This is a genomic window from Glycomyces arizonensis DSM 44726 (assembly GCF_000482705.1).
GTDB classification, from domain to species: domain Bacteria; phylum Actinomycetota; class Actinomycetes; order Mycobacteriales; family Micromonosporaceae; genus Glycomyces; species Glycomyces arizonensis.
This window is the reverse complement of the sequence record NZ_AXWO01000003.1, coordinates 297,595-310,323: the sequence shown is the minus strand read 5'-3', so window position 1 is coordinate 310,323 and position 12,729 is coordinate 297,595. Positions and strand designations below refer to the sequence as shown.

9 protein-coding genes are annotated in these 12,729 nt (G+C 69.8%); 3 read left to right on the top strand and 6 right to left on the bottom strand.

Annotation, left to right across the window (positions count from 1 at the left end; genetic code table 11):
• Nucleotides 1–25: 25 nt before the first annotated feature.
• Nucleotides 26–367: a GatB/YqeY domain-containing protein gene (locus H613_RS0105755; RefSeq protein WP_035736326.1), complete on the bottom strand. Its 342-nt coding sequence runs from the start codon at nucleotides 365–367 to the stop codon at nucleotides 26–28.
• 251 nt (nucleotides 368–618) lie between these two features.
• On the opposite strand from H613_RS0105755, the gene H613_RS0105750 reads away from it, so the two are divergent.
• Together H613_RS0105750 and H613_RS0105745 are read left to right on the top strand one after the other, a co-directional pair.
• A complete protein-coding gene (locus H613_RS0105750; RefSeq protein ID WP_026923067.1) occupies nucleotides 619–1,602 on the top strand; it encodes a LacI family DNA-binding transcriptional regulator in 984 nt (327 codons plus the stop codon).
• 125 nt (nucleotides 1,603–1,727) lie between these two features.
• On the top strand, nucleotides 1,728–4,325 hold the full coding sequence (locus H613_RS0105745) for a glycoside hydrolase family 9 protein (RefSeq protein ID WP_084546377.1): 2,598 nt from the start codon (nucleotides 1,728–1,730) through the stop codon (nucleotides 4,323–4,325).
• Between the two features lie 92 nt (nucleotides 4,326–4,417).
• Here H613_RS0105745 and H613_RS0105740 read toward each other — a convergent pair whose 3' ends face one another.
• The 4 genes from H613_RS0105740 to gsmA all read right to left on the bottom strand — a co-directional run bounded on the left by H613_RS0105740 (nucleotide 4,418) and on the right by gsmA (nucleotide 9,654).
• Nucleotides 4,418–4,726 (bottom strand): hypothetical protein, encoded by a 309-nt coding sequence (locus tag H613_RS0105740; protein ID WP_156925843.1) that lies wholly within the window; start codon nucleotides 4,724–4,726, stop codon nucleotides 4,418–4,420.
• A 132-nt stretch (nucleotides 4,727–4,858) separates the two neighbouring features.
• Nucleotides 4,859–5,455, bottom strand: a complete 597-nt coding sequence (locus tag H613_RS24625; protein ID WP_051392994.1) for a prepilin peptidase — start codon at nucleotides 5,453–5,455, stop codon at nucleotides 4,859–4,861.
• A gap of 68 nt (nucleotides 5,456–5,523) precedes the next feature.
• Nucleotides 5,524–8,358 (bottom strand): excinuclease ABC subunit UvrA, encoded by a 2,835-nt coding sequence (gene uvrA, locus H613_RS0105730; RefSeq protein WP_035736570.1) that lies wholly within the window; start codon nucleotides 8,356–8,358, stop codon nucleotides 5,524–5,526.
• Nucleotides 8,359–8,538: 180 nt separating this feature from the next.
• Nucleotides 8,539–9,654: a sporangiospore maturation cell wall hydrolase GsmA gene (gene gsmA, locus H613_RS28925; protein ID WP_051392993.1), complete on the bottom strand. Its 1,116-nt coding sequence runs from the start codon at nucleotides 9,652–9,654 to the stop codon at nucleotides 8,539–8,541.
• A 128-nt stretch (nucleotides 9,655–9,782) separates the two neighbouring features.
• Between gsmA and typA the strand changes: the two genes are divergently transcribed.
• The gene (typA, locus tag H613_RS0105720; RefSeq protein WP_051392992.1) at nucleotides 9,783–11,654 is read left to right on the top strand and encodes a translational GTPase TypA; all 1,872 of its coding nucleotides are present in this window, start codon (nucleotides 9,783–9,785) and stop codon (nucleotides 11,652–11,654) included.
• Between the two features lie 88 nt (nucleotides 11,655–11,742).
• On the opposite strand, the gene H613_RS0105715 is transcribed toward typA, so the two are convergent.
• Nucleotides 11,743–12,654, bottom strand: coding sequence for a proteasome assembly chaperone family protein (locus tag H613_RS0105715; protein WP_026923062.1), 912 nt, complete (start codon nucleotides 12,652–12,654; stop codon nucleotides 11,743–11,745).
• Nucleotides 12,655–12,729 lie beyond the last annotated feature (75 nt).

Genomic DNA, 12,729 nt, shown 5'->3' with positions numbered 1-12,729 from the left:
GGACGGGTGTCCCACCGGCTGAGCTTCAGGCGGCGCCGGTGTAGGGCGCGAGGGCCCGCAGGGCCGAGCGCAGCTCCTCGGCGCGCTCGCCCTTGCCGTAGCCCTCGTACTCCTCGGCGGCCGCCCGCAGCTCGTCGGCCTCGGCGCGGACGATGGCGACGACCTCGTCCTCGGTCAGCTCGCGGCGCGGGACGTCGGCGGCGAGGCCCGCGGGGCCGAGCGGCGCGGCGGAGTCGACCGGCACGGCGTCGACGGCCCCGGCGTTGTCGATGGCCGACAGCGCCGACTTGATCGCGGAGACGGCCGGCCGGTTCCGCTCCTTCATGGCCTGTTTGAGGTCCTGCTTGAGCCTTTCGCGCACTGACATGCGTCTGAGCCTACGGGCGCGGCCGGCGGCGGCTCAAGTGAATATGGTCGCCTCAGTGGCCACAGTGGCCTCCGCGTGACTGGAGCGCGCTAGTTTCGGCTGTTCGCGGGGATAGAATGACATCTCCGCGCCTCCCCGCGCGCCCCTCACGGTTCGACTCGTCCGTATCGGAAGGAAACGATGCGATGAACCCCCGAAAACCGCGATCCCAATCCGACCGCGCCCCGGCACCGCGGTCGCGCAAGCCCACCATGGCCGACGTGGCCGCGAAGGTGGGCGTGTCGCGGGCACTGGTGTCCCTGGTGTTCCGAGGCCAGCCGGGCGCCAGCCCCCAGACCCGCGAGCGGGTCTTCGCGGCCGCCGCCGAGCTCGGCTACCGGCCGGACATGGCCGCGCGCCTCTTGGCGCGGGGCCGCAGCAAGGTGCTCGGCGTTCTCTTCACCGCCCGCAACCCCTACCACGTCGACCTGGTCGAGGCGATCTACCCGGCCGCCGAGGAGCTCGGCTACGACCTGGTGCTGAGCGCGGCCGTCCCCACGCGCGACGAGCACAAGGCGATCGAGGCGCTCATCGGGCACCGCAGCGAGGCGCTGCTGCTGTGCGGCCCGACCATCCCCGACGCCGACGTCACCGCGATCGCCCGGCGCATCCCCACCGTCGTGGTCGGCCGCCACCTCCCGGGCGCGCCGCTCGACGTCGTGACCTCCTACGACCGGCCCGGCGCGCGGTCGGTGATCGACTACCTCGTGGGCCTGGGCCACCGCGACATCGTCCACGTCAGTGGCGGCTCGCGGCCGGGCGCGCCGGAGCGCCGCCGGGCCTACCGCGATGCGATGCGCTCCCACGGGCTGGCCGACCGCATCCGCGTCATCGCCGGCAACCACACCGAGGAGGCGGGCAGCGAGGCGGCCCGGGCGATGCTCGCCGAGGGCCGACCGCTGCCGACGGCCGTGTTCGCCTCGAACGACCAGTGCGCCATCGGCCTGCTCGACGTCTTCACCCGCGCGGGCGTGAAGGTCCCTGAGCAGGTCTCCATCGTCGGCTATGACGACAGCCACATCGCCGGGCTCAGCCACATCGACCTGACGACCGTGCGCCAGGACGTGCCGAGGCTGGCGCACCTGGCGGTGCGGGCGGCCGACGAGCAGCTCCGCGGCGCGCGGGAAGCGGGGGCGTACCTGAAGCTGGAGTCGAAGCTGCTCGTCCGCGGCACGAGCGGGCCCGTGCTCGCCTGAGCGCCCCTCCGCATCCCGAGCACCCCTCTGCATCGATCTCCTTAAATCCGTCTATTGACATTGATCGATAAAGATGACAGGATGTGCGTTGGTACCGCTCCCAATGTTGATTTGAAGGGAACACCATGCCGCGCCTGCTCCATCTACCCTCACGAATACCGCGCCGAGCCGTCCTCGCGGCGGCCACCGCCGGAGCCCTGGCGCTCTCGGCCGCCGCGGTCACCACGGCCTACGCTCAGGAGGAAGAGCCGACCAACCTCATCATCAACGGCGACTTCGCCTCGGGCACCGACCCGTGGTGGCACACCGCCAACCTCACCGGGGCCGTCGCCGACGGCGAATGGTGCCTCGACGTGCCGGGTGGAACGGTCAACGCCTGGGACGCCATCATCGGCCAGAACGACGTCCCGCTGACCGAGGGCGAATCCTACGAGCTGCAGTTCACCGCCCGGGCTTCCACGCCTCTCAGCGTCCGCGCGCTCGTCCAACGCGACGTCGACCCCTGGCCGATGCAGATGGAGGAGTTCCCGCTCCTCGACGTCGAGCCGCAGACCTACAGCTACACCTTCACCTCGAACGCCACCTGGGACGACGCCCAGCTGGCCTTCCAGATCGGCCGCAGCGACGTACCCTGGCAGCTCTGCATCTCGGAGGTCGCCTTGCTCACCGACGCCGAACCGCCCGTCTACGAGCCCGACACCGGGCCGCGCGTGCGTGTCAACCAGGTCGGCTACCTGCCGGACGGCCCCAAGCACGCCACCGTGGTCACCGACGCGACCGAGCCGGTCGCCTGGGAGCTCGCCGACGCGGCGGGCGAGGTCGTCGCCACCGGTGAGACGGCCGTCCACGGTGAGGACGCCACCTCGGGGTCCTCGGTCCACACCATCGACTTCTCGTCGGTGACCGCGACCGGATCGGACTTCACCCTCACCGCCGACGGCGAGACGTCCTACCCGTTCGCGATCGGCGGCGACATCTACTCGGACCTGGCCGCCGACGCCCTCTCGTTCTACTACCCGCAGCGCTCGGGCATCGCCATCGACGACGCGATCGCCCCCGGCTACGGCCGCGAGGCCGGGCACGTCGGCGTCGCGCCCAACCAGGGCGACGTCTCGGTGCCGTGCTTCGAGGACGCCTGCGACTACACCCTGGACGTCTCCGGCGGCTGGTACGACGCGGGCGACCACGGCAAGTACGTCGTCAACGGCGGCATCTCGGCCGCGCAGGTCATGAGCGTCTACGAGCGGGCCCTGAACGCCCCCGGCGGCGATCCGGCCCGCCTGGCGGACGGGAGCCTGCGCCTCCCCGAGCACGGCGACGACGTCCCCGACGTCCTCAACGAGGCCCGCTGGGAGATGGAGTTCCTGCTGAGCATGCAGGTGCCCGCCGGTGAGGAGCTCGCCGGGATGGTCCACCACAAGGTCCACGACGAGGCCTGGACCGGGCTGCCGCTCCTGCCCGCCGACGACCCGCAGCCGCGCTACCTCTACCCGCCCTCGACGGCGGCGACGCTGAACGTGGCCGCCGCCGGCGCCCAGTGCGCCCGGCTGTTCGCGCCGTACGACGCCGACTTCGCCGCGCAGTGCCTGAGCACGGCCGAGACCGCGTGGGCCGCCGCGCTGGCGCACCCGGACATCTACGCGCCGCTCACCAGCCCCGCCGGAGGCGGCCCTTACGGCGACAACAACGTCACCGACGAGTTCTACTGGGCCGCGGCCGAGCTGTTCATCACCACCGGCGAGCAGCCGTACGCCGACTACCTGGCCGGCTCGGAGCTGCACGGGGCCGACGACGTGTTCGCCTCCCCGTTCGGCTGGGCGTCGGTCGCCCAGCTCGGGAAGCTCGACCTCGCCTTGGTGCCCAACGACCTGCCGGACCGCCAGGCGATCGTCGACCAGGTCGTCGCCGGGGCCGAGGACTTCCTCGACCAGCAGGCCGCCAGTCCGTGGGACCTGGCCTACGGCAACGACGGCAACTTCGCATGGGGCTCGAACAGCTCGGTGCTCAACGCGATGGTCGTCGTCGGCGCCGCCTACGACCTCACCGGGGAGCAGCGGTTCCGCGACGGGGTCCTGAGCGGACTGGACTACATCCTCGGCCGCAACGCTATGGGCAACTCCTATGTGACCGGCTACGGCAGCCACTACTCGCAGAACCAGCACACCCGCTGGTACGCCCACCAGCTCGACCCGACCCTGCCGCACCCGCCGGACGGGACGCTCTCGGGCGGCCCGAACTCGGACGCCGCGACGTGGGACCCCGAGGCCCAGCGGTGGCTCCCCGGCTGCGCTCCGCAGATGTGCTACATCGACGACATCGGGTCGTTCTCGACCAACGAGCTCACCATCAACTGGAACGCCCCGCTGGCGCAGGTGGCGAACTTCGCGGCCAACCAGACGGCCACGGCGGCCTCGCCCTCGTGCGCGGTGGAGTACACCGTCAACGGCTCGTGGGACGACGGGTACAACGCCCAGGTGGTGGTCACCAACACCGGTGACGAGCCGCTGGAGTCGCTGACGGTGCGCTGGGCGATGCCGACCGGGCAGACGCTCGAGCAGTCCTGGAGCGCCGACGTGGTCCAGGAGGGCCACCTGGTGACGGCGAGCAACCTCGGCGGCGGCTATCCGCTCCAGCCGGGCCAGGAGTACACCTTCGGGTTCATCGGCGGAACGGACGGCCGAGCGGCGCTCGAACCGTCGTCGGTGACCTGCACGGCCGGATGACGTACGACTGGATGCCATACGTCTGGATGGCATGACACGAACGAGGGGCGGTCCGATTTCGGACCGCCCCTCGTCAACGTGTTACGACGTGATCAGTCGTCCCAGTGGTGGTGGTGGTGACCCTCGTCGTCGTCGAGGTCCACGTCGTTGCCGTTGGCGTGGATCTCACTGTCGGTGAAGCTGCAGTTGTTGCCACCGGTCATGGTGAGAACGTCCACGTCGACCACGTCGAGGAGGTCGGTGACGTCGAGGCAGAAGTTCGACAGCAGGTTGACTCCGCCGAAGTCATCCGGGTCGTACGTGTAGTCGGAGCCTCCGGCCATGGCGGGCGAGGCCATACCGACGGCGAGGGCAGCCGAGGCACCGGCGACGGCGGCGCCCTTAAGAGCTTTTTGAAGCATGAACGCTCCCTTAATCGATTTCGATTTCGATGGTCGGTCCCGATTTGCAGAACCGGTCATGACTATATGCAACTTTCACCTGATTTCATTGGATTTACCAAGTGTCGCGGCATTTTATTTGTTGACGCATCGTTAGTGAGTAATGCCCATGTTTGTAATTACAAGGGCGGCACTAGCGCCGAGCAGCATTGCGGGCCCCAATGGGAATTCACTTCGTCGCAATGCGAGCACCGCAATTGCCTGCATACCGCCTATAACGACCACCGCGACCACGGCAATGGCGGCGGCCTCCCACGACGTCCAGCCGAGGACGAGGCCGAGCAGGCCCGCGAGTTTGACGTCGCCGAAGCCGACCTGGCCGACGGCGTGTCCCGCGAGGTAGAGGACCGCCCCGGCCCCGGCGCAGGCCGCCGCGCGCAGCATGGCGTCAGGGTCGGCGGTGGCCAGCAGCAGCGCCGCCACCGCGGGATACGCGGGCAGCACCAGCACATCGGGCAGGCGACGCTCGTACGCGTCGATCCAACCGGCGACGATCCCCATCGCCGCCGTCAAGGCCAGCGCCGCCCCGTGCAGCGGACTCTCGGCACGCCAGGCGACCAGCAGCGCGGCGGCGAACGCGACCGCGGCGAACAGGCGCGGATCGGGCCTGCGGTCCGTGGCCAGGGCGACGCACCGGCTCAGGCCCGGGCCGACGAGGAGCGCGGCCGCAGCCGCACCGGCGATGAGCATGCCGCAGATGCTCGCACGCGGCGGCGCTCACCGCCGCGAGCGACACGGGCGGCGCTCGGGCGAAGCCGCTATTCCTTGGCCAGCAGCGGCTTCAGGTAGGCCCCGGTGTGGCTGGCCTCGATGCCGGCGACCTTCTCGGGCGTGCCGGTCGCCACCAGTGTGCCGCCCTTGTCCCCGCCCTCGGGGCCGAGGTCGATGACCCAGTCCGAGCACTTGATCACTTCGAGGTTGTGCTCGATGGTGATGACCGTGTTGCCCTTGTCCACCAGGCCGTCCAGCACGCCGAGGAGCTTGCGCACGTCCTCGAAGTGCAGGCCGGTGGTCGGCTCGTCGAGGATGTAGACCGTCTTCCCGGTGGAGCGCTTCTGGAGCTCCGAGGCGAGCTTCACACGCTGCGCCTCGCCGCCCGACAGCGTCGGCGCGGGCTGGCCGAGCCGCACGTAGCCCAGGCCGACGTCGACGAGGGTCTTGAGGTGGCGGTGGATCGACTGGATCGGCTCGAAGAACTCGGCGGCCTCCTCGATCGGCATGCCGAGGACGTCCGAGATGGTCTTGCCGCGGTAGTGGACCTTGAGCGTGTCGCGGTTGTACCGCGCGCCGCCGCACTCCTCGCACGGCACGTACACGTCCGGCAGGAAGTTCATCTCGATCTTCAGCGTGCCGTCGCCGCCGCAGGCCTCGCAGCGCCCGCCCTTGACGTTGAAGGAGAACCGGCCGGGACCCCAGCCGCGGACCTTCGCCTCGGGCGTGCCCGCGAACAGCTTGCGGACCTTGTCGAACACGCCGGTGTACGTGGCCGGGTTCGAGCGCGGGGTGCGCCCGATCGGCGACTGGTCGACGCCCACGACCTTGTCGACCCCGTCGACGCCGTCGATGGTGCGGTGCTTCCCGGCGACCAGCTTGGCGCCGTTGATCTGGGCGGCGAGCGTGTTGTAGAGGATCTCGTTGACCAGAGTGGACTTGCCCGAGCCCGACACGCCGGTGACGGCGACCATGCAGCCCATGGGGAAGGCCACGTCGATGTTCTTGAGGTTGTTCTCCCGAGCGCCCTTGACGACGAGCTGCCGGTCCTTCGAGGGCTTGCGGCGCACCGCGGGCACCTCGATGTGGCGCCTCCCGGCGACGTAGTCACCGGTGATCGAGCCGGGCGCCTCGGTGAGCCCGGCGACGGGACCGGCGTAGATGACCGACCCGCCGTGCTCGCCCGCGCCCGGCCCGATGTCGACGATGTGGTCGGCGACGCGGATGGTGTCCTCGTCGTGCTCGACGACGATGAGCGTGTTGCCCAGGTCCCGCAGCCGTTCGAGGGTGGCGATGAGCCGGTTGTTGTCCCGCTGGTGGAGCCCGATCGAGGGCTCGTCGAGGACGTAGAGGACGCCGACGAGCCCGGCGCCGATCTGGGTGGCCAGGCGGATGCGCTGGGCCTCGCCGCCGGACAGGCTCCCGGCGGCGCGCGCCAGGTTGAGGTATTCCAGGCCGACGTCGAGCAGGAACTGGAGCCTGGCGATGACCTCCTTGAGGATGGGAGCGGCGATCATCGTGTCGCGGTCGGACAGCTCCAGGGCCGAGAAGAACACCGAGCAGTCGCTGATGGAGAGGTTGCACACCTCGTCGATCGACCTGCCGCCGACGGTGACGGCCAGGACCTCGGGCTTGAGGCGGGCGCCGCCGCACGTCGAGCACGGGATCTCGCGCATGAACTGCTCGTACTTCTCGCGGGTCCACTCCGAGTCGGTCTCGTGGTGGCGCCGTTCGACCCACGGCACGACGCCCTCGAAGCGGGTCTCGTAGGAGCGCCTCTGGCCGCGCTTGTTGCGGTAGGAGACGTGGAGGGTGTCGCCGTGGCCGAACAGGATGGCCTTCTGGGCGCGGTCGGGCAGGTCGGCCCACGGCGTGTCGACGTCGAAGCCGACGGCCTCGCCGAGGGCGACGATCTGGTAGAGGAAGTAGTCGCCCATGCCGACCGACGACCACGGCGCGAGCGCGCCGTCCCGCACCGAGGCCTCCTGGTCGCGGATGACCAGCTCCGGATCGACCTCCAGGCGCTGGCCGAGGCCGTGGCAGACCGGGCAGGCGCCGAAGGGCGCGTTGAAGGAGAAGGTGCGCGGTTCGAGTTCGTCGAGGGCGAGCGGGTGGTCATTGGGGCAGGCGAGCTTCTCGGAGAAGCGGCGGCTGCGGCCCGGATCGCCTTCGGGCAGGTCGACGAAGTCGAGCTCGATGACGCCGTCGGCGAGCGCCAGGGCCGACTCGACCGAGTCGGTGACGCGCTGGACCGAGGAGGGCTTGACGGCGAGGCGGTCGACGACGACCTCGATGTCGTGCTTCTCCTGCTTCTTGAGCTTCGGGACGTCGGTGAGGGCGTAGACCTCGCCGTCGACGCGGGCGCGGGCGTAGCCCTGCTGCTGGAGGTCGTCGAACAGGTCGACGAACTCGCCCTTGCGGCGGCGCACGACCGGGGCGAGGACCTGGAAGCGGGTGCCCTCGGGCAGGGCCATGATCTGGTCGGTGATCTGCTGCGGCGTCTGGCTGCCGATGGGCTCGCCGCACTGCGGGCAGTGCGGGACGCCGACGCGCGCGTAGAGCAGCCGCAGGTAGTCGTAGATCTCGGTGATGGTGCCGACCGTCGAGCGCGGGTTGCGCGAGGTCGACTTCTGGTCGATCGACACGGCCGGGGACAGGCCCTCGATGAAGTCGACGTCGGGCTTGTCCATCTGGCCGAGGAACTGCCTGGCGTAGGCCGAGAGCGACTCGACGTAGCGGCGCTGCCCCTCGGCGAAGATCGTGTCGAAGGCGAGGGACGACTTGCCCGAGCCGGACAGGCCGGTGAAGACGATCAGGGAGTCCCTGGGAAGGTCGAGGTCGACGTCCTTGAGGTTGTGCTCGCGCGCGCCGCGCACGACGATGTTCCCCGTCGACAGGGGTGCGGGCGTTCGCTTGGTTGCGGTTTGAAGCTGCTCGTTGGCCACCGTGGGAATCTAACCTTCGGGTCCGACAGAATCGCGGGGCCGCGCTCGCGCGCCGGCCCACCTGTCGAGACTACCCGCTTCCCCCCGCGGTCACCGAAGGCGAATGCGGCACCTCACTCAGGCGTCGTAGCGGTAGAGGTCGTACTTCCCCATGAGCTCGATGAGCTTGTCGGCGTACTGCGGGTCGGTGGCGTATCCGGCCTTGTGGATCTCTCGGGCGAACCGGTCGGGGTCGTCCTTGTGCGCCATGGCCGCGGCGTATCGCGACCAGCCCGAGAGCAGCTCGCCGTGGTCGCGGTAGGAGTCGGCGATCCCGGCGTAGGCACGGAAGGTCGCGTCCATGTCGAAGCACCCGCCGGTGGGGCTGCACTCGAAGGTGGCGTAGTCGCGGCAGCCGATGGCGTAGTCGCCGGGCGAGCCGAAGCACTTCATCCCGAAGAGGTTGTGGTCCTCGCGGGCCAGCGGGCTCTTGCCCCAGCCGGTCTCCAGGATCGCCTGGGCGAGGGTCACCGAGGCGGGGACGCCGGTGGCGCGCTGGCTGCTGCGGGCGGCCTCGGCGTGCCGGTCGATGAAGTCCTGGTTTCCGCCTTTGGGCACCGAGGGCGGGTCCTGGCCGCACCAGGGCAGCCACGGCTCGCCCTCGCTCCACCGGACGTAGGCGGCGGCGACGTGGCGGCCCTCGCCGACGCGGTACCAGACGTTGGTCTCGGCGACCTCGCCGTCGACGGACTGGCCCCATACCTGGCATTCGACCTGCACGGTGGTGCCGTCGCGGTAGGTGCCGACCTTGTCGGAGCCGGAGTCGGCGTCGGCGCGGACGTTGAGGACGGCGGTGCCGCCGGTGGCGACCGTGGCGTAGGTGGCCTTCTGCCCGGCGGCCGAGCACCAGGGCAGGTCGGCGTCGCCGCCGGTGAGGCGGACGTAGGCGTGGCTGATCCAGCGGTCCTTGCCGATGAGCACCCACGTGGCGGTGGAGCGCACGGTGCCGTCGATGTGCTCGCCGCGGACCTTGCAGGTGATCGTCACGCTCGCGCCGTCGGCGAGGGCCTCGACGGTCCGCTGGTCGGTGGCCGGGCCCGAGCGCACGTTGAGCGTGCTGCCGGAGGTGTCGACGACCGCGGCCGGAACCGTTGCCGGGGCGGCGGCAGCGGCGGGGAGGGCGCCGCTCAGCACCGCGACCGCGGCCAGCGCCGGGACCATTGCGAACCTGATGGCGATGTTGTATGCACCCATACATCGGAACTGTACGAATTGAGTCAGTTCGTGTCAGTCGAAACACTAATGTGAAATTTACTCTCCCGTGTCGGCCGTCACGGGGCCTGATCGAGATTCTCCGGCGCCGTTAAGGGACAATCGACGTCGTGTCAATACGCTCTGATCTGCGAAACATCGCCATCGTCGCCCACGTCGACCACGGCAAGACCACGCTCGTCGACGCCATGCTGAAGCAGGCCGGGGCGTTCCGCGAGGGCCTCCAGGTCGACGACCGGGTCATGGACTCGATGGACCTCGAGCGCGAGAAGGGCATCACGATCCTCGCGAAGAACACCGCGGTCCACTACACGAACCCGGCCGACGGCTCGCCGATGGTCATCAACATCATCGACACGCCGGGCCACGCCGACTTCGGCGGCGAGGTCGAGCGCGGCCTGTCGATGGTCGACGCGGTCGTCCTCCTCGTCGACGCCTCCGAGGGCCCGCTGCCGCAGACCCGCTTCGTGCTGCGCAAGGCCCTGGAGGCGCGCCTGCCGGTCATCCTGTGCATCAACAAGACCGACCGGCCCGACGCCCGCATCTCCGAGGTCGTCAACGAGACCTACGACCTGTTCCTCGACCTCGACGCCGACGAGGAGCAGATCGAGTTCCCGATCGTCTACGCCTGCGCCCGCGACGGCGTCGCCTCGCTCACCCAGCCGAAGGACGGCACCGTCCCCGAGGACTCCGAGAACCTCCAGCCGTTCTTCGACACGATCCTCGATCACGTGCCCGCGCCCGAATACGAGGAGGGCGCCCCGCTCCAGGCGCACGTCACCAACCTCGACGCGGACAACTTCCTCGGCCGCATCGCGCTGTGCCGCGTCGAACAGGGCGAGCTGCGCAAGGGCCAGACCGTGGCCTGGATGCGGCGCGACGGCTCGATCACGAACGTCCGCATCACCGAGCTGATGATGACCGAGGCGCTCACCCGCAAGCCCGCCGAGCAGGCCGGGCCCGGCGACATCTGCGCCATCGCCGGCATCCCCGACATCACGATCGGCGAGACCCTGGCCGACCCCGAGCACCCGGTGGCGCTGCCGCTCATCACCGTCGACGAGCCGGCGATCTCGATGACCATCGGCACCAACACCTCCCCGCTCGTCGGCCGGGGCGGCAAGGGCCACAAGGTCACCGCGCGCCTGGTCAAGGACCGGCTGGAGCGCGAGCTGGTCGGCAACGTCTCGCTGCGGGTCCTGCCCACCGAGCGCCCCGACGCCTGGGAGGTCCAGGGCCGCGGCGAACTGGCCCTGGCGATCCTGGTCGAGCAGATGCGCCGCGAGGGCTTCGAGCTGACCGTCGGCAAGCCCGAGGTGGTCACCAAGGTCATCGACGGCAAGGTCCACGAGCCGGTCGAGCGGATGACGATCGACTCGCCCGAGGAGCACCTGGGCGCGATCACGCAGCTCATGGCCGCGCGCAAGGGCCGCATGGAGACGATGACGAACCATGGTTCGGGCTGGATCCGCATGGAGTGGCTCGTGCCCGCCCGGGGCCTGATCGGCTTCCGCACCGAGTTCCTGACGCAGACGCGGGGCACCGGCATCGCCCACTCGATCTTCGAGACCCACGAGCCGTGGTTCGGCGAGCTGCGCACCCGGAACAACGGCTCCCTGGTGGCCGACCGGGCCGGCTCGGTCACCGCGTTCGCGATGCTCAACCTCCAGGAGCGCGGCACCCTGTTCGTGGGGCCGACGACCGAGGTCTATGAGGGCATGATCGTCGGCGAGAACTCGCGCTCGGACGACATGGACGTGAACATCACCAAGGAGAAGAAGCTCACGAACATGCGTTCGGCCACCTCCGACGCCACGGAGAACGTCGTGCCGCCGCGCGCGCTGTCGCTGGAGCAGTCCCTGGAGTTCTGCCGCGACGACGAGTGCGTCGAGATCACGCCCGAGACGGTGCGCATCCGCAAGGTCGTGCTCGACCAGAAGGAGCGCGGCCGCGCCGCCTCGCGTGCCAAGCACGGCAACTAGGCCGCGAGCGCGAAGCGGGTCCGACCATCTGATGGCCGGACCCGCTTCGCGTTGTGGCGCGCAATCGTGGTGTGTTCAGTCGCCTGTGTCAGTCATCGTCGGGCCTCTGGCGCTCCGCGAGGAAGTGCTCGAACGCGGCCCCCAGCTCGTCGGCGGTGGGCATGCGTCCCTCTTGGAGCATCTCGTCGGCCTCGGCGGCCTCGGTGAACGAGTCGTACTGCTCCTCAAGGGACTTCACGACGTCGGAGACCTCTTCGGACTCCGCCACCTGCTCGGCGATGTCGGCGTCGACGCGCGAGCGGTCGTCCTCCAGCGCCGGGTCGGACGGCAGGTCGAGGCCGGTGGCCTCCCTGATGCCCTCCAGCAGGCGGATCGTGGCCGCCGGGTAGGTCATCTGCATCACGTAGTGGGGCACGTGGACCGACAGCCCGACCGCGTCGCGCCCCGACTCGCCGAGCCGGTACTCCAGCAGTCCCGCCGCGTTCCCGGGCACCGTCACCTCGTTGAACATCGGCCGGTTGTCGAAGACCAGCTCGGGCCGGGTCGCGTGCACGGTCATCCCCAACTCGCGCGTGTGCGGCACCCCCATCGGGATGCCCTGGAAGCCGACGGTCAGCGGCACGTTCCAATGGTCGATCAGGTCCTCCGTGGCGTCCACGAACCGCTCCCAGGCGAAGTCGGGCTCCGGCCCGGTCAGCAGCAGGAACGGGCGCTCGGAGCGGTCCCGCATCAGGTAGACGACCAGCTGCGGCGCCTCGAAGTCGGACCAGCGGTCGAGCGCGAACGTCAGGTTCGGGCGGCGCGAGCGGTAGTCGATCAGCTGATCGACGTCGAACGACGCCACCGGGGTGTGCTCGAACTCGTCGAAGAGGTAGTCGACGACGCCGCGCCCGGCCGAGCCCGCGTCCATGAACCCGTCGAGGAAGTGCAGCAGCACCGCACCCCGCGCCTCGGGAGGGTCGGCGAGGACGTCGCACAGTGCCCAAGGGTCAACGTTCAAAGCAATCGGCTCCTTCTTCTAGACGCCCTAGATTAACGCGCGATCCCGACCCTCCATTCCCCTGAACGCGAGACC